This window comes from Mesorhizobium sp. M0960 (genome assembly GCF_040319055.1).
GTDB lineage: Bacteria > Pseudomonadota > Alphaproteobacteria > Rhizobiales > Rhizobiaceae > Mesorhizobium.
Genome location: NZ_JAMYNN010000012.1, coordinates 1 through 19,552, shown reverse-complemented (window position 1 = coordinate 19,552; position 19,552 = coordinate 1). Strand labels below are relative to the sequence as shown.

Sequence of the window (19,552 nt, the reverse complement as noted above, 5' to 3'; positions counted from 1 at the left end):
CCAGCTTCGGGAGCCCGCGCCAATGGCCGAGGAACACCACACCGAGATCACCGTCGAAGAGATCGCCCACGCCTTCGAGGAGGTGCCGGTACACGTCGACCTGTCGGACCACGGTATCGAGGACTGGATCACGCTTGCCGTGTTCTGGGGCATGGTCGTCTGTGTCTTCCTGCAGTTCTTCACCCGCTATGCGCTGAACAACAGCCTTGCCTGGACCGAGGAGATCGCCATCAACGCGCTCGTCGTCGTCGTTTTTCTCGGCGCCGCCATGTGCGTGCGCCTTTCGCGCCATATCCATGTCGATGTGCTTTACCACTATCTGCCGGAGCGCGTTGGCCGCTGGCTGGCGCTCGCCGTCGATATTATCCGCATTGCATTCTTCGCCTACGGAACATGGCTGATGTGGCGCTACGTCACGATCGTGGCGCATGAGCGCATGGTCACAGTCAACCTGCCGCGGCGCTGGTTCTTCTACGCCGTCTTGGCTGGCTTCGTGCTGATGCTTCTGCGCTCGATCCAGGTCTTCATCGGCAATTACAGGCGCGGCTATTCGGTGCTCGAGCGTCCCGGTGCGTTCGAGACGGCGGGGGTCTGAGCGATGCTGCTTCTGGTAGGGGGCTTTCTTGTCCTGATGCTCATCGGCGTGCCGGTCGCTGTTTCGATGGCGGCCGCCTCGATCCTTTACCTCGTCATCTACGGCGTCGCGCCCGATATCATCGCGGCCCAGCGCATGATCGCCGGGGTCGAGAGCTTTCCGCTGCTCGCCGTTCCCTTCTTCATCCTGGCCGGCAACCTCATGAACATTGCCGGCGTCACCGGGCGCATCTATTCTTTCGCCCTTGCCCTGGTCGGCTGGATGAAGGGCGGCCTGGCGCAGGTCAACATCATCGGATCGGTGATCTTTTCCGGCATGTCGGGCACCGCGCTCGCCGACGCCGCCGGCATCGGCACCATCGAGATCAAGGCGATGAAGGACCACGGCTATCCGATCGACGCTGCGGTCGGCGTCACCGCCGCTTCCGCCACGCTCGGGCCGATCTTCCCGCCCTCGCTGCCCTTCGTCATCTACGGCATGATGGCCAATGTCTCGATTGGCGCGCTGTTCATGGCCGGCATCCTGCCCGGCGTGGTCATGACCGTGCTGATGATGATTACGGTTGCCATCTTTGCCTACAGTCGCGGCTGGGGCTCCGACACACCTTTCGAGCTTCGGCGGCTCGCCGAAGCGGCGGGCGAGGTGCTGGTGGTGGCTGCCTTTCCGATTGGCTGTTACGTGCTTGTGCAACTTGGCCTGTCGATCAACATCGCGGTCGGTATCGCGCTGCTGGTGCTGATCGCGGCGGACTGGTATTTCGACTTCTCCGCGGTCATGGCGCTGATGACGCCGGTCATCCTGATCGGCGGCATGACGATGGGCTGGTTCACGCCGACCGAAGCGGCGATGGCGGCTGTGATCTGGTCGCTTTTCCTCGGGCTGGTTCGCTACCGCACGATGACGCTGCGTTTGCTTGCCAAGGCCAGCTTCGACACGATCGAAACGACCGCTTCGGTGCTCTTCATCGTCACCGCCGCATCGATCTTCGCCTGGCTGCTCACCGTCAGCCAGGCGGCACAGTTGTTTTCGACCTTCATCTTCGCGCTCACCGAAAACAAGTGGGTCTTCCTGATCCTGGTCAACATCCTGATGCTGGTGGTCGGCTGCTTCCTCGATACGATCGCCGCGATCACCATTCTGGTGCCGATCCTGTTGCCGGTCGCCGCCGTCTACGGCATCAACCCGGTGCATTTCGGGCTGATCATGACGCTCAACCTGATGATCGGGCTTTTGCACCCACCGCTCGGCATGGTGCTGTTCGTGCTGTCACGTGTCGCCAAGCTTTCGGTCGAGCGCACCACCATGGCGATCCTGCCGTGGTTGGTGCCGCTTATCGTGGCGCTGCTTCTGATCACCTTCATACCCGCCATCACACTCTGGCTGCCGACCGAGATGGGCTTGATCCGGTGAGTGGCCAGGTGATTGCCGCGACGCTGTTCGGCCCGCAGGACCTGCGCGTCGTGGAGCATCCGCCGGGACCGCTGGCACTAGGCATGGTGCGGGTGCGCTTCGGGGCAGGGGGCATCTGCGGCTCCGACCTGCATTATTTCCGCCATGCCCGTACCGGCGACTTCGTGGTGACCTCGCCGCTTGTCCTCGGCCACGAAATCTCAGGCGAAATCGTCGAGATCAATGGCGCCGCGCCCGGCCTGGATGTCGGCGACCACGTCGCGGTCAATCCGTCGCGCTGGTGCGGGCATTGCGCGCGATGCCTGGAAGGCCGCGTCAATCTCTGCGAGAACATCTACTTCATGGGCTCGGCATCGAAGACACCGCATATGCAGGGCGGCTTCGCCAGTCTGTTCGACGCCACGCCCGCGCAATGTTTCAAGGTTCCATCTGACGTGGCCTACCAGGCGGCGGCACTTGCCGAGCCGTTGGCGGTCAGCCTGCACGCCGTCGCGCGGGCGGGCGACATCAGGGGCCGCAACGTCGTCCTGTTCGGTGCCGGCCCCATCGGTCTCTTGACCATGCTCGCGGCCAGGCTTGCCGGCTGCGCTGAACTGACCGTCGCCGACATCGCCGCCGCGCCGCTCGCCTTCGCTCGCCGGCTTGGCGCTGACAGGACGATGGACCTTTCCGGCGGTAACGCCGAGCTTCACGCGCTCTCGGCCGGCGGTTCGCTCGATGTGGCGTTCGAGATTTCGGGCAGCGCGGCCGGCCTTGCCGCTGCGATCTCCAGCGTCCGGCGCGGCGGTACGGTGGTCCAGGTCGGCAATCTTCCCGGTGGCCAGATCCCGCTGCCTGCCAACGCGGTGATGGCCAAGGAGATCGACCTCAAAGGCACCTTCCGCTTCGGCACAGAGTTCGGTCGCGCAGTCGATCTCATTGTGTCGCGGGAGGTGGACGTCCTGAAGCTGGTGACAGCGGAGCGCACGCTTTCTTCGGCCCCCGACGCGTTCCGACTTGCCGCCGACCGCACTCAGAGTGTCAAGGTCGTGCTGACCGCGGACTGATCGAGGATGCGCGATCTTCGTTTTGACCAGGCGATGGCCGAAAGCGTTGTGGCGCGGCCAGGCCAAGGATGCCTGCTGAACTCAATCGGTGCCGCTGACACTATCCCTTGATCGCCGAGCCGACGATCGAATCGACGAAGAAGCGCTGCAGGAAGACAAACAGCACCAATGGCGGCAGCACGGCGAGTGTGGCGCCGGCCATCACCAGTCCGGTATTGAGGGCGCCTCTGTTGTAGCTGAGCAAACGGCTCAGGCTGATGACGATCGGATAATCCTCTGCATTGCCCTGCAGCACGGTGAGCGGCCAGAGATAACTGTTCCAGTGATAGACGAAGGCAAACAGCGCCAATGCCGCGATCGCCGGTGCCACGCTCGGTGCGACGATCTTGAACAGGATCAGCAGTTCTGACGCCCCATCCATCCGTGCGGCGTCGATCAGATCGTCCGGCACGCCGGCGATGAACTGGCGCATCAGGAAAATGCCGAACGCGTTGGCGAGATTGGGTACGATGATGCCGGCAAGGCTGGCGTTCAGCCCGATTGATCCGACGAGACGATAAAGCGGGATCAGCGTGACGATCGGCGGCAGGAACATGGTGGCGATCAGGACCGAAAACAGCAGCGAGCGGCCCGGAAAGTGATGCTTGGCGAAGGCATAGCCAGCCATCATACTGGTGACCAGAATGCCTGTGGTGGTGATGGTGGCGATGACCAGAGAATTCCACATCGAGCGGCCGACATTGATCACGCCGGACACCCTCTCATAGGCTTCGAGGCTCGGCGTGTGCGGTATCCACACCGGTGGCACCTGCATGGTTTCGGCCGGCGTTTTCAGGCTGGAAAGCATCATCCACAACAGCGGGAAGGCTGAGGCGACGGCAACCAGCAGCATCAGCGTCGCGAGCAGCGCTCTGCGGCCTGCCGGGCGCTTGCGCACCAGCCGGCTCGACCATCCCGAACGGCTCGGCGCGCTCATTCGTCGTCCTTCCGGTTGGCATACGCGAACAGCGCGCACACAACGACGATCAGTGCCAGCATCAGCATCACCGCCATGGCCGAGCCCAACCCACCTTGCGCGCGCTCGATGCCGACTCGGCGGATATGGTAGGTCAGCACGTTGGTCGAGCCGACCGGCCCGCCTTGGGTGATCAGCGCGACCGGCTCGAACACCTGCACGGCGTTGATGATGGCGATGACGGCGCTGAACAGGAGCGTGCGGCGCAATAGCGGCAAGGTGATGAAGCGGAACTGTTCGCGCCGGTTGGCGCCGTCCAGCGTCGCCGCCTCGTAAAGACTGCCCGGGATCTGGGTCAGCCCGGCAACTGCCAGCACCGTGAAATAGCCGATCTGCTGCCAGACATTGAGGACGACGATCGAGATCAACGCCGATCTTGGCGAGGACAGCCAGGGTTGCGGGCCGATGCCGGCGAGGCCGAGCATCTGGTTGAGGGGCCCTTCGCTCGGCGAATAGAGCTTCGACCAGACCAGCGTCACGGCGATCATCGGCACCATGTAGGTGGAAAACAATACTGTCCGCAGCGCCGTGCCGCCTGCGACCTCGCGCTGGTAGACCATCAAGCCGAACGCTACCGAAAGAGGCAGGAGGAGGATCACCGACAGCGCCGTGTAGATCGCGGTGTTGAGCAGCGCTCGCTTGAAATCCCGCCCGACCGAGGTCGGCCCGAATATTTCGCGAAAATTGTCGAAGCCGATGAAGCTCGCATTGGAAAAAGGTGTTTGCGTCGACCAGTCCTGGAACGACAGCCAGATGGTGAGCAGCATCGGCAGCAGAATGAAAATGCCGATCAATGTCACGGCGGGCGCCAGCATGATGCCCGCCGAGGCACGATAGGTCTTGATCATCGCTCCGCTTCCAAAGCGTCGGCTCTCGAAACAGCGCCTTCGCTATTTGGCGGCACGCTCCAGGATCGAGACGGCATCGGCCTGCGCGTTCGCCTGCGCATCCTTGGCCGAGAGCTGACCATACTGCAACGCCTCGAGCGTCTGCTGCAGCGACTCGCTGAACTCCTGGCCTCCCGGCACGACAGGGAAGGGCTTGGCGTCGGCAAGCACGCTGACATAGCCGGACAGGAACTCGGAGCCGAGCTTGTCCTTATGGGCTTCGATATCGGAGGCACGCGACGGCAGGATTCCCATCGACATCAGAATATCCGACATTGCCGAGGCGCCGTTCTTGCCGGATTTCGGATTGTTCAGCCATGCCAGAAAATCCCATGCCGCTTTTTGCTCGGCCTCACCGGCATTGGCGTTGACGACAGTCATCCACGAATAGGAGATCGAGTGTGGCTTGCCACCGCTCGGGCCGACCGGGATGGGTGCGGTGGCGATGTTTGAGAACTTGCCACCCATGCCGGTCTTCAACGCGCTTTCCCACCAATTGGCCATGATGATCATGCCGGTCTTGCCGGAGACGAAATTGTCGAGGAAGGGGCCGGTGGTGTTGGCGTCGGCGGTGGCCATCGCGGGGTCGCTTGCGCCGGATTTGATCAGGTCCTCGTAGAGCTGGAACGTCTCGCCGGCTTGAGCACTGTCGAGCACCGGCTTGCCGTCCTTGACCAGCTCGCCGCCATTGGAGACCAGCAGCGAGGCGAAGGGATGGACGACGCCCGCCGCCCAGGAGTTGATTATGCCGAAACCTTGCTGGCCGGCATCTTTCCTGGTCAGCTTCTGGGCCGCATCCTTCAACTCGGACCAGGTCTTCGGCGCGGCCGTAATGCCTGCCTGCTTGAACAACTCCTTATTGTAGTTCAGCGCATAGACGTCGATCTCGTTCGGAATGCCGTAGAGCGTGCCACCAACGGAGGCTGCGCTGACGACACCGGCCGGCCACGCACTTTTGACCTCGCCGGCAACCGTGTCGGGGGCCGGCGCGACCAGCTTGTCTCGCGCCAGTTCGGGCAGCCACAAATCGTAGATGCCGCCGATCGTCGGCCCATCGGAACTGCCGCCCTGGGAACGAAGCGTCGTTAGGAGGTCGCCGAAGGGAACGGCGCGGACGGTGACGGTCACATCCGGATTGGTCTTGGCGTAGTCCTTGGCCGCGGCGTCCAGCAACGCCACCGTCTCCGGCGACCAGTGGGTCAGATAGGAGATGTTGACCGACTGAGCCCAGCCGACGGTGGGCGATGTCAACAACCCTGCAGCCAGTGCCAGTTTCGAAATCCAAGCCAAAGACATCCGGATCCTCCGCGTAGCCGCACAGCGATATCAATGACGTTATGACAACTTGAAGTAATGATGCAAGCGCTATCTTCGTGGAAAGTTCCTGCCGGCGCTGCGGCGATTTCTTACTTCGATCTAAAAAGTGCGAGGTACCCTTTTGAAAACAGACAATTAGCTGAAATAGTTCGAGCTGTTCCTCCGTGCCGCCAGGCCCAAAAACATGCCGCGAGGCTCTTGCGATCGACGTCATGTCGTTATAATGACATAAAGCCACAGGGATGCGGATGTCGACCAGAGCGGGACTGAGCATGTTTTCGATTCATCGACACGCCGCGCTCAGTCTGCTCGGCGGCTTTGCCGCCGCGTGCACCGGGCTATGTACCGCAATGCCGACCCGAGCCGACGACACCTTGTGGAACTGGCGCTCCGAGGGCCGGGCGACCGCCAGTCGGAACCGCTCTCGATGACACGCGTTCTCGCCATCGATCTCGGCGGCACCAATTTGCGCGCCGCTATCCATACCGGCGATGTTCGCTGGCTGGAGATGCTGAGCCGCGAGCCCGCGCCGGCCAGCCTTGATGCCTTCGTCGTCCGCATCAACGCGTTGCGCGCCGAGGCCAGCCCGGTCGAGGCACTCGGCCTCGCGGTGCCGGGGCTTGTCGAAGGCTCGGTCTGCCGCTGGATTCCGAACCTGCCCTATCTGGACGGCATCGATGTCGCGGCCTTGTTTCCTCGTCTGCCTATTGCCATTGGCAATGACGCACAGATCGCCATGCTGGCCGAAGCGGTCGAAGGTGCCGCAAAAGGCCTGTCCGATGCCATCCTGCTGGCGATCGGCACCGGCATCGGCTCCGCCGTTCTGGCCAATGACCGCATCGTCGCCGGCGCACGTGGCGGCGCCTGCTCATTCGGCTGGGCCTGCGCCGACATCGAGGACGAAGGCGAGGACCGCAGCGGCTGGCTGGAGCGCTTCGCTTCCGGGCGTGCCTTCGACGCCGCGGCGCGCCAGATCGGGTTGGCCAATGGCGGCAGGTTGGTCGAGGCCGCCCGGGCTGGCAAGACGGCCGCACTTGACGCGTTGGAGCTGCCGGCGCGCCGGCTGGGCACTGCCCTTGCGGGTGCCGTGGCGCTGCTCGATCCGCAGGCGATCCTGATTTCCGGCGGTCTTGCCGATGCGCTGGACGTGGTAGGACCGCCGCTGCTTTCGGCTTTGCAGCGTCAACTGCCGCCGCATCTGCGCGATGTCGTTCTGCGGTCCGGCGAATTCGGTTCCCGTGCCGGTCTCGTCGGCGCCTCGCTGGCCGGTCTCGCCGGAGCACAGTGGAGGCAGATAAGATGAGCGAGCCGAGCTTTCAGCAACCCGACCGCAGAAGGCCCGAGCCGCTCTGGTATCAGGTGGAGGAAGCGATCCGCGCCATCGTCAGGAGCGGCGAGTGGGCCACCGGTGACCAGATTCCGGTCGAAGACAGATTGTGCGCCTTGTTCGGGGTGAGCCGCATCACGCTGCGTCACGCACTGCGCAATCTGGAGGAGCACGGGCTGCTCAGGCGCGAACATGGCCGTGGCACCTTCGTGCGCTCCACCACGCTGGTCGCCGGCACCCGCGAACTGACCAGCTTCACCCAGGAAATGGGCAATATGGGCGTGGTCGCCGGCTCTCGCTTGCTCGACTGCAGCCTGACCACCGCCAATGTCGCCGCGGCCGGAGCGCTGGAGATCGAGGAGGGCGACCCGGTGGTGCGCATCCGGCGGCTCAGGCTCGGCAACAACGAGCCGATCGGCATCCAGACGGCGCAGCTCTCGGCCGCGCGCGTGCCCGGCTTTCTCGATGCCGGCCTGCTGCAGGGCTCGCTCTACGAAGCACTGGAACGCCACTATGGCATCGTGCCGGTCGCAGCGCGCGAAAACTACCGTGTCGGCGCGGTCGGGGCGGCGGATGCCGAGTTGCTCGATCTGCCCACGGGGAGTCCCGCTTTCGTGGTCGAGCGCATCACTACCGACGAGCGCGGCCCATTCGAATTCACCGTCTCGGTCATGCGCGGCGACCGCTATGAAATCCGCTCGACGCTGCGCGCCGGCCGCGCCGCGCCAAACGCAAGAAGCTGAGCCATTACCGAAGCCGACACATAACAGGAGTACCGACGTGTCCGATCTTTACATACCTCGCCTTGCCGCCCTCATCGAACAGGCGTCGAAAGCCAATGCCGAAGCCTTTGGCGAGGCGGCCAGGCGCTTTGCCGACACGCTCGAGAGCGGTGGCTTGGTTCATCTCTACGGCTCGGGGCACTCGGTGTTGCCGGTCCAGGAAGTGTTTCCGCGCTACGGCAGCTATGTCGGCTTCAATCCGCTGACCGACCCGCGCGTCATGTGGCACAACGTGCTCGGCGCCGGCGGCGTGCGCGAGCTTCTGTGGCTGGAGCGGACGGAGAAATACGCCGAGAAATTCCTCGATCACCAGCCACTGAACAAAGGCGATTCGATCATCATCTTCGGCCACAGCGGCCGCAATTCGTCGGGCATCGACACCGCGCTCTATGCGAAAAAACGCGGCATCTTCGTCGTCGCGGTGACCAGCAAGAACAATCTCGACAAGCCGGCGACGCATTCTTCCGGCAAACGGCTTGCCGATGCCGCCGACCTTGTCATCGACACCTGCTCGCCGATCGAGGATGCCATCGTGCCGGTCGAGGGCTGGAGCCGGCCGGTCTCCGGTTCGTCGACCGTGCTTGCCATGATCCTGGCGCATGAGCTGATCGCCCGCACGGCCGAGGCGCTTTCGAAACGCGGTATCGAGCTGCCGGTTTTCGCCTCGCCGACAATTGCCGGCGTCACGCTGCACGATACCGACGTCATCTATGGCGTCTATCGCGAGAGAATGCTCGAGGCGCAGAAGAAGCACCTGCCGGCCTTCCAGGCGACCATGCGCGGCGAATGACGAACCGGGGGAGGCCACGCAAATTTGCGAGGCCTCCCGAAGCGGGTAGTCAGGTCGTGATGCAGGTCGGCACCCCGCGATCCGCGGGAGCCGATCAGTTTCGGGGTGCAGGATCAGGAGGAGCTGTTTTTGGGGACGGCGGTGAACCGTCCAGCATGGCTGGGCCGCCGCCAGATTGCTCGCCATTCTGAACTGCTTTCTCGCGGCTCATACCTTTGTGCATCTCCGGAACGGTGAAAACCGGCACTTCGCCCTTGAAACCCTGGAGCTCAAAGGCGCCCGCCTGGACGACGGGCATCGATGCTCCTTTGGCAAAGCCGGGACCAAGCACCAGGGGGATGCCCAGCTTCTTGGTCGTCGACTCGAGCCGTGCTGTGCGGTTCACGGGCGAACCGATCGCTGTGTAATCGAAGCGCCGTTCGGAGCCGAAATTGCCTACCGAGCAGATGCCGGTCTCGATGGCGACGCCGATTTCGATGGAGGGATGGCCGTCCGCAGTGAAGACGGCGTCTTCGCGCTTCACCCGCTCGATCAGGGCGAGGCCCGCGTCGAGCGCGCGCTCGCGATGATCGGGTTGATCAAGCGGTGCGTTCCAGAAGGCCAGCACCGCATCGCCCATGAACTTGTCGATGGTGCCGTCGCGCTTGAGGATCTCATCGGTCGCAATGCCGAGGAAATGGTTGACCACCGTTGCGATCTCTTGGGTATCGAGTCGTTCGCTCATCGTCGTGAAGCCGCGTATGTCGCTGAGCAGGATTGTGATCTCGCGCTTCTCGCCGGACAGGATCGCTTCGGTGTCCGAGCTTGCAAGGCGCTGCACCACGGAAGGCGACAGATATTGGGAGAACTGCCGTGCCAGGGTGGATCGGCGCTGCTCGCTGCGCCTGTAGAGGACATAGCCTTCGAAGCCGGCTACCAGGATCGTCGCAAGCGCCGGCTGCAGCGGGTCATAGAGTGCACCCTGCAGGCTGTATTCGAGAGCGCCGAACACGAACGGCGTGACGGCCAGCAGCGCCAGAGCGAGGGCGCCAAGCACGACACGCCCGGCGAGCACTCCGGAAAGCCCGATGAAAACGACGCCACTGAGGACAAACCAGAGCCGCTCGAGCGTACGCGCGTGCGTTGGCTCTGCAAGGTAGCGCCCGGCAAGCATCTGGCTGATTGCATCGGCGTGGATGTCCGCGCCTGGTCGCGCTGGACGCGTCGGGGTGGGCAGGTACTGCGTCAGTCCCACGGCCGACAAATCGACAATGGCGATGGAGTCCCGCAGCCGCGGATCGCCATGGCCCGAAAGGATAGTTCCGGCAGATAGGCGGGGCGTGTCGGTGGCGGTTTCCCAGAGGCGGATGCTCCCCTCCGGCTCGAGCGGCACAATGGCGCCGGCCATCCTGAGCGCGTCAAACCCGGCGGCATTCATCCGGGCTATGTAGCCGTCCTGCCCGGCGTAAAGGCGCAGGAGCTCGAGCGCGAAGGACGGCCACAGTTGCACGCCTTGAGCGGTATTGCGAAGCCAGAGCAGCGGCACATGGCGCAGTACGCCGTCGGGATCGGGCAAGGTGCGAATTACGCCGAGGCCCGCGGCGGCGTTCGAGAATTCGGCAAGCGAGCCGGTCAGGCCGGTGAACCCGGGAAGTGTGTCGGGTACTTGCCCGACGATCGACCAGCCGGCTTTGGGCTCTGCTTCTGAAACCGTCGCCTCGTTGCCCAGGCTGACGGCAATCGCCGTTCGATTTTTCGACAGGGCCGCTGCCAGTCGTTTGTCTCCGGCGATGCCGTCAGGCGAGGTGTCGGCCTCGGGCAGCACCAGCGCAAGCCCGATGACCACGGCGCCGGATTCGGTGATGCCATCGACGAGATCGGCCAAGAGGCCACGGTTCCAGGGCCATCGCCCATGTGCCTTGAGGCTGGCGTCGTCTATCGAGACGATCACGACAGGATTGCTCGTCGCCTGGCGCGGGGCGAGAAACTGGTAGAAGTCGTACGTGCGTTCGCGGAGGCGCGACAGCGGCCCGTCGAAAGCCAAATGGCAAGCGAGCAGGAGGAGCACGACCACAAGACCGGATACTTTGCGCCTGGCAGCTTGCCGCCAATCAGCCCAGCGCGAACCGACCAAGGGGCTCATGTCGTGCCGCCGGGCTTAATTGCAGTAGTAGCAGCAATCCTCACCCTCACACCCACCCTCATCCACGCCGCCGCCCACAGGTGGCGTTGGGCTGTCGGGGAACTCCATGACCACTCCTGGCAATGCCCCGTCGGTGGAGTCGCAGACTTTGAGTGAACCGCCGAGTGCCGACGCACAAATCGCGCTTACGTCCAATCCCGGACCGGGTGCGCCTGGCAGGCCGGTGCCGGCTATCCGGTCGATGCTGTCCAATATCGGGAAGGTGTCGATTCCGCCGTAGCCGGTCAGCAGCTTGCCATTTTCCGACGTGCAGGCGAAGCCCGGGTTTGTGATGACCAGCCGTTTGCCATTCATCGTGCAGATCATGCGGCCGGCGCGCAGTATGCCGACGGTCTGGCCAGCTGCCACCAGCACTTCCATGATGCCGCCTCTGGCCCCGAGCACCATGTGCGGCGTTGCAACCTGCATGACGCCGCCTTTCGAAACCTGGCCGCCATAGAAACGGGCCAGGCCGCTGTTCATCCCGATGTCGATCTTTCCCGATCCGGAGCCCGGATTGTAGACGAATTCATCGATCGTCAGGCTGGTGTTTGGACCAATCTTGGCGCTCGATTCGTCCCGGAACACCAGCATTCCAAGACCAGTGGGATTGCTGCGCAGTTGGTCGCCGAGTTCGACGCCGGCACCGACGTTCATTGTCCCGCCGTTGTTGCGGACGATGTTGGTCTGGTAGGCCGTCATCGACCCGACCGTTTCAGCGGCAGATGGTGCCGCAAAGGCAAGGCAGGCGACAAAAATGGCGATCTGACGGTACGGGGTCCTCATCGCGGCCTCTTTCAATTGAGCGTCAACGTGTAGCTCATGAGCATTTCGAACGATTTTCGGTCGCGGCTGGCGATGTCGAAGTTGGTTTCGCGATAGGCAAGATCGACGCTGATCTTCTGCGACTCCGTCAGCTGAAAATCGCTTTCCGAGGCAATGCGCCAGAAGTCGCTCTTGATATTTGTGCCGATGCCGATGGACAGATCGGGAGTGTCGCTATGGCCGGCCGAGAAGGCGACCTGGTGCGACCATGCGAAAAGATCCGGTACGTTCATCAACAGGCCGCCATAGCGGACCTCGCCCGTGTAGCTGCGGCCGATTTCGCCAGATCCGGAGGCGAAGTCATTCGAGCCGACAAAGCGCAGTCCGAGCGCCTGGCCATTGCGGAAGCGGTAGCTGCCGCCTGCCTCATAGAAAAACCTGCTATCGGCGAAAATGCCTTGCGAGGCGCTTAGATCGATGTAGCCGCCACCGGCGAAGAGCGTCGTCTCGACCGTCGGGCGAACGACGAAGCGTCCACTGAGGCCAATGCCGGTTTCGTGGATATCGCTGTCGAAACGATCTGTAACGGTGAACGCCGAAAGCAGCAGGCGCAGCGAATCAATCCCACTGTTGGGCAATCCCTTGTCCCAAGTAATCGCGGCGTTGCCGTGGATGAAGGTCTCCTTGCTACCTGGAACCGACAGGTCTTCCGTGAAAAAGCGCTGTGTCGCCGTCAATGACCCCGAAAGGACGAGAGCGTCGGCACTTGGCGTGCCGAGGTCCCACCGGACAAAGCCTTCCGCCCGCCCATAGGGCGAGACGAAGCTGTCGTCGTCCTGCGCCCCGCCGGGCTCAAAATCGGTAAATGCGCTGAACACGCCGCCGGTCAGGGCGAGTTCCCAGGTGATGCCACTCAACGCGCGCTCGATGCGGGCGAGCAGGCGAACAGCTTCCTGCTGCTCACTTGCGGTTAGGCCGCCGACTTCGATGCCGTACTGCACCTGCCGCCGGGCCAATTCATAGGAGCCGACATGATAGTACAACCGGCTGGCCGCCAGCCGGGCGCGTGCATCGCGGGGATATTTGATCAGATACTGCTCGATTGAGGAGATCGCCTGATCGTACTGCCCGGCGTTGACGGCAACCGTGACGAACTGGGCGAGTGTTCCGTTGTCGGCCGGACTGGCGATGCGGGCTGAAAACGCATCGTCATAGGCCGAAAAAAGACCCTGCGCGCCGGCCGGCAAGACGCCGATACAAAGCAGCGCTGCGGCGCAGCCGACGACCGTTCGAAACGAAGATTGCATGCCGAGAACCCACCCCAAACCCGACTAGTGCGAACGACTTAGCACGACTACAAGAAAAAGGCGACTGACCTGTGACGAAATCGTCCGAGTTTTCAGCAGCTGTTGCAGCCGCGCAACAAACAATAGGGTCAATTCACATTTCGGCTGCGCTGGTTTCCAGAACATCTTCGCTGCGTTGCTGTATTGGCCGAAGTATTCGGTAGCGGCATAAACTAACAAAACTCATCTCCGGATAGCGAATCTGGCGTTCTTCAAGATCAATATAGTTCGCGTGATTCTGCGCGCATTTGGTCGCTGCCTAGCCCATCGATGTCACATATGGCTCATCCGAAGGTCTTCCGTCGCATTGCGGAGGCGATCGGAGAGCTGGCGGGCAATGCTTCTCAACACGGCTTGCGCGATATGCGGCTTGGCCTTTGATATCTTGTTGGCGGCCGACGAGGTCAGCTCATAGGCAACAACGTCCTCGTCCGCGATCACGTCGGTCGAGCGCGGTCGCTCGGTAAGGAAGCCCATTTCCCCGACGGTACATCCAGCCCCGATGCTCGCCAGCCGTCGCCGTCCGCCAGGCGCATCCACCCAGACGCTGATACAGCCGCGCGTCAGCATCCACAGTCGGTCGGCCTGATCGCCAGCGCGGCACAGCACGGCGCCTTTGGGGAACTCGACGCGGTCGAGATAGCTCATCAGCATCTTCAGATCTTCCGGCTCCATGGTCATGCCGAAATCGGTGCGCTCGAGCGGCACCTCTATCACCGAGCGGGCAGCACTGTCGGTCCGCTCGACGATTTCCTCCTCGAAGCGCTCCAGCGCTGCCTCGAGATCGGGGTAGATGTTGGGCCTATCGCTTTGTGACGTAAACTCCTCCAGGGCCTCGGCATCCCTGAGATCACTGAAGAACAATCGCTGACCGCGCCGGGCACAGCGAGCGGAGATCTGCTGCAAGGTCAACGCGCCGGAGGCGTCGACGTCGCTGACGGCGCGGAAATCGAGAATGATCACCCGCACCACGCTGGGCAGCCGGTCAATTTCCTCCGCGAGCTCATCGGCATTGCCAAAGAATAGCACCCCCTGCAGCTCGAGGACTGCCAGCTTGCGCTCGTGAATCGCCAGCAACTCGGTCTGAGCAGTGGAGCGAATGCGCCTGGAGCGCGTCTTGCCGACGATCTCCTTGCGCCGCACCACCGGCCGGCTCATTTCGATCATGAAGACGATGCAGGCCAGCGCCACACCGACCACGGCGCCGATAACGGGTTGGCCAAGGACTGTGGCGAGCGCCACAGCGGCGACCACGGCCATATTGCGCCGTGCCTGGCTGCGGCCCGCCGCGCTGTCGCCGAGAAGTGCCTGCCGCGCCGTCCGCAGTGCCCAACGGTCGATGGTATTGATGCCGACGAAGACCAGAATGGCGGACAGCACAACCAGCGGCATCGAGAAGATCAGATTCGGGAACGCAAGGATGGCCGCAAGCAGCACCGCCCGGCTCGCAAACGTCGAGGTGCGCATGCGCCCGCCGGCATGGTAGTTGGCGGCGGTCAGCGCGGCCGACGTGGATACGAACAGGCCGCCCATGAGGGGAGAGACAAGATTGGCGATGCCCAGCCCGACGAGGGCGCGGTCCTGGCCGACCTGAACGTCGGCCAGGTTGCGCGCAGTGCGCAGGGTAAAGACGGTGTCGAGCGTTCCCACGATCGCCAGGGTCAACGAGCCGGCAATCAGGGTCCACCAGATATGTTTCAGCCCCAGCCGGAGCGTTGAGGCAGCCTCAGTCATGCTTACCGGTGCCCAGCCCTCTATGTCGATCGAGCCGATAACAGGGCCGAGCTCAACGTCGGGCCCCCACAGACGGACAGCATGGTAGATGACATAGCCGATGATCAGGCCGGCAAGCAGCGCCGGAACTTTGGGCGCATGCCGCGTGATCATCGCCATAACCGCGATCAGCGCAAGACCGAATGGAAGTCTTGTGACCGTGGCCAGGCTGAAATCCGCCGCGATGATGCCGCTCCAGGAGGAAACTGCGAGAAGCATCGGCGTCTGGCTCTTGATGACCAGGATGCCGACACCCGAGACGAACCCGGCGACAACCGGATGGGGGGCAAGCTTGACAATCCGGGCGAGACCGGTTGCGCCGATGAGGATCATCCAAAAGCCGGTCAGCATCACGCAGCCGACGAAGGCAAGCAGCGCTTGGGTCGTGTTGCCGTCGAGAGCGACGAGCAGGGATCCTAGCAGGCTGGCCTGGATCAGCGAATTACTGGGCATGGTCGTCACGAAGCACGACCGTTGAAATGCGGACGCGACAACGCCGCCGACAATGGCAGCGATGACGCCGGCAAGCGCGCCTTCCGCCACCCGATCTGCGCCGAGCGGCGATAGGGCAAGGACGCCGGAGGAGACGCACATCGGCAGCGCTACGCCCGCGGTCGTCACACCCGCGGTAAGTTCCCGGGCCAGAAGGCCCATGCCTGCGCTCAAACGATGCGCAAAATCCGTTTGTATCGCAACCTGCTCAGTCACGGCGTTTCAAAGCCCCAAAAAATCCCACGGTGTGATCCCGCCGACCGCGTCCTGTGCAGGACGCGCATCGGCGGACGCGCCCCTAACTACAGCACGAGCATGGTGGCCAGCCCCAGCATCAGGCCCATGCCTACGATATCGGTCACGGTGGTGAGGAAGATCGCCGAAGCTACGGCCGGATCGGCGCCGACCCGCCGCAGCCCTAACGGGATCAGCACGCCGGAGATTCCAGACATGAGGCAAGATCCGGACATTGCGAGCAGGATCACAAGTGCCAGCATGGGCGCCTGGGCTGCCGACTCCGGTTGCCGCGAGGCGTAGAACCACATCGCCGCAGCCGCCACAAGACCGACGAGCACGCCGTTGGCGATCCCGAGGGCGCCCTCCCTCATCACCAGGTGCAGCTTCGGCCGTTTGTCCACATCGCCCAGGGCAAGGCCACGCAGCGTCATAGCCAGTGCCTGGCAGCCGGTGTTTCCGCTCTGCCCGGCCAAGACCGGGAGGAACGCTGCCAAGGCGACGATCTTCTCGATCGTGCCTGTGAACGAACTGACCACGAAAGCGGCCATGAAGGCCGTCAGCAGGTTCAGCTGCAGCCACGGATGACGCTTCAGGAAGGCTGAAATCAGCGGCGTGAAAGAACGCTCCTCCTTCTGGACACCCACCATCTGGCCAGACTGGGCGGAAATCTCGATGATTTGCTGCTCGAACAGCCGCCAGCCGCGAACCTGCCCGAGCAGCCGGTTCTCCGCGTCCACCACGGGATACACCGGATAGTGGCGGCGTACCGCCGCCTTGCAGGCTTCGCTCAAAGACATACTGACGGGAAGGGCGAACGGTTTCGGCAGCATGATCTGATCCACGGTTGCGTCCGGTTCGCTCAGCATCAGATCGCGCAGGACTACGAGGCCAACCAGTTTGTCGCCCTCGTCGGTGACATAGAGATAAGTGAGCTCGGTCGGCACCTGAGTGCGTCTGACGGCGTCCACTGCGGCGGCGACCGCCGTACTGACAGGAACGCTGCCGGGGATCGGGTCCATCAGCTCGACGAGCGACTCCGGGATCGCGATGCCATCGCTATGAGCCTTGATAGGCCTCATATGCGGCGGCAAATGCTCCACCACCTTCCGGGCGTGCCTATCCGGCAACAACTTTAGTGCGTCCTGGATGAGCTCGGGAGACTCACGGGCAAGCAATTCAGCCGCGTCATCAGGTGCTCGAGCACGCAGCGTGCGCACCAGCTTCTGAACGTCGTTCTCTTCCTTCATCTGTTCCCCCGAATTGCGAGTGTCTTGTCTCTGACGGTATGACACGAATCTGATCGCTCTGCCCTGGCGCAGTGCCCAAGCGGCTCGATCCGGGAATCTTCGCCTTCTCCAGGCGCCGAGTAGACCGTACCCAGACAAATCTGAGCCACTGCGGGGTGCATACAGGCGGGCTGTAACCTCTGCGTGTCGCCGAGAATTCAACGTGTTGCGAACTTCACCGATCTTTTCCTGGGCTCCTGCGAGCACGCCGCACCGATGAAACGCAAAACCCGGAAATTCTGCAGAGGCCTCCGGCGTTCGAATTGATTTGCCTCATCCGGCACATCTTGCCAGTTCCACCAGCTATCGACGCCATGGCGGGTTAAGATCTGCGACTGGTTGCACAGAAGGATGTGGAGCACGAGCTCCTTCGAGGGCGATTTACGACTGTCTTGCACCAAGGCAAAAACTTCGGCAAGTTCGTTGCGTCTTGGGAGAGGGCCAACAACAATGAAATTATCTTGCATTTGCATGATGCCGCTCGCGGCAATGGTGATTTGCGCAAACTCGTTCGTTCCAACCGCCGCCCACGCCAACTCGGTTGCCTTCGATCATGGATATCAGATGGCGGCTTATTTGTTTTGCTCTCAATCGATCTATGACGACAGACGTTTTGGCGACTTTCTTGTTGAGGATAGGAAGTATGACAAAACTAAAGAGTACAATCGTGGCGTTGCCGCTCTGAAAGCCGCGCTCAAAGCCACCCATCCTAGGAAAGTGTGCTTCGATGCCGCTCGCGCCAGCGGCTGGTGGACCGACCGCTGACGGCTATCGAATCCACCCATCGCGGCCTGAATTTCCGCGAGCAGCTGCAGGCCATGGCGCCGGTGGCAGGGCACCTGCATGTCCATGATTCCTTCGGGCGCCCGCAGGGTCTCCACAGGACCTACCTGCCGCAGGAGGATGCAGCGCTAGGTCTGGGCGACCTGCACATGCCGCTCGGCTGGGGCGATATCGACCGGGATGACATCTTCAGCGAGTTGGTTTTCTTGCCCGGGACCGTCCTCATCATGGAAATCGGACCGCGATATCGCAATGAGCAGCCCGAGTGCTTGGCGGGCAAAGAACCTCATCGCCTTGAACAATCGCGCTGAGCGTGGGGCGAGGCAGTAACGTCGGGACCGGCGGAAACGGGCACCCCGCTTTGGAAAAAACCGGTGCTTGAACAAGTACGGAGCGGCGGACCGGTTCGAAGGTCCGCCGTCCCGGGTGGTTTAGATCACAAGGAATGAACCTGCCGTAAGCGATAGACCTGGAGAGAGAGTGGCGAACTGTATTTGAGATGCGCCGCCGATCCCGTCGCTGTCGAAAGAGAGCGCTCCGGTTGAGCTGTTGTAGATAATATGGTCGGAGCTATCATGCGCGCCCGTACCAGCAAAGAAAGCGTCGGATGAAAGGCCTCCAAGCTTAAGCCCGGCAAAAACGGCATCGTCGAGCTGGATCTTGTCCTGGAGCTTGTTGAAGTCGGTGACCTTGTCGATATTGCCGGCTCCAAGAGCGCTGTTGAACACGAAAGCATCGTTGCCTCCGTTACCGGTCAAGATGTCGGCACCGCCGCCACCATTGATGATGTTCGCGCCGGCATTGCCTTGGATCGTCTGGGCAAAAGCGTTGCCGGTCAGGTTGATTGTAGACGTACCGGACGGATTGCTGGTGGCGAGAAATTCGATCTCCGACCCGGCCAAAAGGGCATGGCTCACCGAAGTGAACACCTTGTCGGTGCCGCCACCCGCTGCCTCGAACACCCGGTCGGCGGCGTTGTCGACGTGGTAGGTGTCGTTGCCGCCATAGCCGACCATCTTGTCGGCGCCGCCGAGGCCGTTGATGACATTGGCGCCGGCATTTCCTTGGATGGTCTGGGCAAAAGCGTTGCCGGTGAGATTGATCGCCGTCGTGGCGGACGGATTGCTGGTGGCGAGAAGCTCGATTTCCGACCCAGCCAACAGGGCATGGCTCACCGAAGCGAAGACCCAGTCGGTACCGCCACCCGCTGCCTCGAACACCCGGTCCGCGGCGTTGTCGACGTGGTAGGTGTCGTTGCCGCCATAGCCGACCATCTTGTCGGCGCCGCCGAGCCCGTTGATGACATTGGCGCCGGCATTGCCTTGGATGGTCTGGGCAAAGCCGTTGCCGGTGAGATTGATCGCCGTCGTACCAGACTGATTGCTGGTGGCGAGAAGCTCGATTTCCGACCCAGCCAACAGGGCATGGCTCACCGAAGCGAAGACCCAGTCGGTGCCGCCACCCGCTGCCTCGAACACCCGGTCCGCGGCGTTGTCGACGTGGTAGGTGTCGTTGCCGCCATAGCCGACCATCTTGTCGG

16 protein-coding genes and 2 pseudogenes are annotated in these 19,552 nt (G+C 62.7%); 8 read left to right on the top strand and 10 right to left on the bottom strand.

Going from position 1 to position 19,552, the window contains the following annotated elements:
• Positions 1–22: 22 nt before the first annotated feature.
• Genes NKH63_RS20635 through NKH63_RS20625 form a run of 3 tightly spaced genes read left to right on the top strand, consistent with a single transcriptional unit; the run spans position 23 to position 3,051 of the window.
• Positions 23–595 carry a TRAP transporter small permease gene (locus tag NKH63_RS20635; protein WP_023717040.1) on the top strand — a complete coding sequence of 191 codons (573 nt, stop codon included), beginning with the start codon at positions 23–25 and terminating at the stop codon, positions 593–595.
• Between the two features lie 3 nt (positions 596–598).
• Entirely contained in the window at positions 599–2,005 is a 1,407-nt protein-coding gene (locus NKH63_RS20630) for a TRAP transporter large permease (RefSeq protein ID WP_352639198.1), read from the top strand.
• Positions 2,002–3,051: an L-idonate 5-dehydrogenase gene (locus tag NKH63_RS20625; protein WP_352918585.1), complete on the top strand. Its 1,050-nt coding sequence runs from the start codon at positions 2,002–2,004 to the stop codon at positions 3,049–3,051. The genes NKH63_RS20630 and NKH63_RS20625 overlap by 4 nt, the downstream gene beginning before the upstream one ends.
• A gap of 100 nt (positions 3,052–3,151) precedes the next feature.
• Here the strand turns inward: NKH63_RS20625 and NKH63_RS20620 are convergent, their stop codons facing one another.
• Genes NKH63_RS20620 through NKH63_RS20610 form a run of 3 tightly spaced genes read right to left on the bottom strand, consistent with a single transcriptional unit; the run spans position 3,152 to position 6,249 of the window.
• A complete protein-coding gene (locus NKH63_RS20620; RefSeq protein WP_352918583.1) occupies positions 3,152–4,027 on the bottom strand; it encodes a carbohydrate ABC transporter permease in 876 nt (291 codons plus the stop codon).
• Positions 4,024–4,914 carry a carbohydrate ABC transporter permease gene (locus NKH63_RS20615; protein ID WP_352918581.1) on the bottom strand — a complete coding sequence of 297 codons (891 nt, stop codon included), beginning with the start codon at positions 4,912–4,914 and terminating at the stop codon, positions 4,024–4,026. The genes NKH63_RS20620 and NKH63_RS20615 overlap by 4 nt, the downstream gene beginning before the upstream one ends.
• A gap of 42 nt (positions 4,915–4,956) precedes the next feature.
• On the bottom strand, positions 4,957–6,249 hold the full coding sequence (locus NKH63_RS20610) for an ABC transporter substrate-binding protein (protein ID WP_352918579.1): 1,293 nt from the start codon (positions 6,247–6,249) through the stop codon (positions 4,957–4,959).
• A gap of 448 nt (positions 6,250–6,697) precedes the next feature.
• Here NKH63_RS20610 and NKH63_RS20605 point away from each other — a divergent pair, with 448 nt between their 5' ends.
• Genes NKH63_RS20605 through NKH63_RS20595 form a run of 3 tightly spaced genes read left to right on the top strand, consistent with a single transcriptional unit; the run spans position 6,698 to position 9,169 of the window.
• Positions 6,698–7,573 (top strand): ROK family protein, encoded by an 876-nt coding sequence (locus NKH63_RS20605; RefSeq protein ID WP_352918577.1) that lies wholly within the window; start codon positions 6,698–6,700, stop codon positions 7,571–7,573.
• Complete coding sequence (locus tag NKH63_RS20600) at positions 7,570–8,340, top strand: GntR family transcriptional regulator (protein WP_352918575.1); 771 nt, start codon at positions 7,570–7,572, stop codon at positions 8,338–8,340. The genes NKH63_RS20605 and NKH63_RS20600 overlap by 4 nt, the downstream gene beginning before the upstream one ends.
• A 37-nt stretch (positions 8,341–8,377) precedes the next feature.
• Positions 8,378–9,169 carry a sugar isomerase domain-containing protein gene (locus tag NKH63_RS20595; RefSeq protein ID WP_352918574.1) on the top strand — a complete coding sequence of 264 codons (792 nt, stop codon included), beginning with the start codon at positions 8,378–8,380 and terminating at the stop codon, positions 9,167–9,169.
• A 94-nt stretch (positions 9,170–9,263) separates the two neighbouring features.
• On the opposite strand, the gene NKH63_RS20590 is transcribed toward NKH63_RS20595, so the two are convergent.
• From NKH63_RS20590 to NKH63_RS20565, 6 genes are all read right to left on the bottom strand, one after another.
• Positions 9,264–11,291 carry a CHASE2 domain-containing protein gene (locus tag NKH63_RS20590; protein WP_352918572.1) on the bottom strand — a complete coding sequence of 676 codons (2,028 nt, stop codon included), beginning with the start codon at positions 11,289–11,291 and terminating at the stop codon, positions 9,264–9,266.
• Between the two features lie 15 nt (positions 11,292–11,306).
• Positions 11,307–12,116: a FecR family protein gene (locus NKH63_RS20585; protein WP_352918570.1), complete on the bottom strand. Its 810-nt coding sequence runs from the start codon at positions 12,114–12,116 to the stop codon at positions 11,307–11,309.
• 11 nt (positions 12,117–12,127) lie between these two features.
• Positions 12,128–13,402, bottom strand: a complete 1,275-nt coding sequence (locus NKH63_RS20580; RefSeq protein WP_352918568.1) for a tetratricopeptide repeat protein — start codon at positions 13,400–13,402, stop codon at positions 12,128–12,130.
• A 312-nt stretch (positions 13,403–13,714) separates the two neighbouring features.
• Positions 13,715–15,868, bottom strand: a complete 2,154-nt coding sequence (locus NKH63_RS20575; protein ID WP_352918566.1) for a SulP family inorganic anion transporter — start codon at positions 15,866–15,868, stop codon at positions 13,715–13,717.
• A gap of 140 nt (positions 15,869–16,008) precedes the next feature.
• Positions 16,009–17,190 carry a magnesium transporter gene (locus NKH63_RS20570; protein ID WP_352918564.1) on the bottom strand — a complete coding sequence of 394 codons (1,182 nt, stop codon included), beginning with the start codon at positions 17,188–17,190 and terminating at the stop codon, positions 16,009–16,011.
• Between the two features lie 197 nt (positions 17,191–17,387).
• A complete protein-coding gene (locus NKH63_RS20565) occupies positions 17,388–17,765 on the bottom strand; it encodes a hypothetical protein (protein WP_352918562.1) in 378 nt (125 codons plus the stop codon).
• A 28-nt stretch (positions 17,766–17,793) separates the two neighbouring features.
• Between NKH63_RS20565 and NKH63_RS20560 the strand changes: the two genes are divergently transcribed.
• The gene (locus tag NKH63_RS20560) at positions 17,794–17,994 is read left to right on the top strand and encodes a hypothetical protein (RefSeq protein WP_352860612.1); all 201 of its coding nucleotides are present in this window, start codon (positions 17,794–17,796) and stop codon (positions 17,992–17,994) included.
• Positions 17,976–18,342: pseudogene (locus tag NKH63_RS20555) on the top strand (sugar phosphate isomerase/epimerase); the annotation flags it as partial. The gene NKH63_RS20560 and the pseudogene NKH63_RS20555, both read left to right, overlap by 19 nt.
• 101 nt (positions 18,343–18,443) lie before the next feature.
• Here NKH63_RS20555 and NKH63_RS20550 read toward each other — a convergent pair.
• A pseudogene (locus tag NKH63_RS20550) lies at positions 18,444–19,552 on the bottom strand (calcium-binding protein); the annotation flags it as partial.

Excerpts from the sequence above, each read along its gene's own strand:
- NKH63_RS20635 (WP_023717040.1), top strand. The coding sequence starts at position 23 with ATGGCCGAGGAACACCACACCGAGATCACCGTCGAAGAGATCGCCCAC.
- NKH63_RS20630 (WP_352639198.1), top strand. The coding sequence starts at position 599 with ATGCTGCTTCTGGTAGGGGGCTTTCTTGTCCTGATGCTCATCGGCGTG.
- NKH63_RS20620 (WP_352918583.1), bottom strand. The coding sequence starts at position 4,027 with ATGAGCGCGCCGAGCCGTTCGGGATGGTCGAGCCGGCTGGTGCGCAAG.
- NKH63_RS20615 (WP_352918581.1), bottom strand. The coding sequence starts at position 4,914 with ATGATCAAGACCTATCGTGCCTCGGCGGGCATCATGCTGGCGCCCGCC.
- NKH63_RS20610 (WP_352918579.1), bottom strand. The coding sequence starts at position 6,249 with ATGTCTTTGGCTTGGATTTCGAAACTGGCACTGGCTGCAGGGTTGTTG.
- NKH63_RS20605 (WP_352918577.1), top strand. The coding sequence starts at position 6,698 with ATGACACGCGTTCTCGCCATCGATCTCGGCGGCACCAATTTGCGCGCC.
- NKH63_RS20600 (WP_352918575.1), top strand. The coding sequence starts at position 7,570 with ATGAGCGAGCCGAGCTTTCAGCAACCCGACCGCAGAAGGCCCGAGCCG.
- NKH63_RS20590 (WP_352918572.1), bottom strand. The coding sequence starts at position 11,291 with ATGAGCCCCTTGGTCGGTTCGCGCTGGGCTGATTGGCGGCAAGCTGCC.
- NKH63_RS20585 (WP_352918570.1), bottom strand. The coding sequence starts at position 12,116 with ATGAGGACCCCGTACCGTCAGATCGCCATTTTTGTCGCCTGCCTTGCC.
- NKH63_RS20580 (WP_352918568.1), bottom strand. The coding sequence starts at position 13,402 with ATGCAATCTTCGTTTCGAACGGTCGTCGGCTGCGCCGCAGCGCTGCTT.
- NKH63_RS20575 (WP_352918566.1), bottom strand. The coding sequence starts at position 15,868 with ATGGGCCTTCTGGCCCGGGAACTTACCGCGGGTGTGACGACCGCGGGC.
- NKH63_RS20570 (WP_352918564.1), bottom strand. The coding sequence starts at position 17,190 with ATGAAGGAAGAGAACGACGTTCAGAAGCTGGTGCGCACGCTGCGTGCT.
- NKH63_RS20560 (WP_352860612.1), top strand. The coding sequence starts at position 17,794 with ATGGCGGCTTATTTGTTTTGCTCTCAATCGATCTATGACGACAGACGT.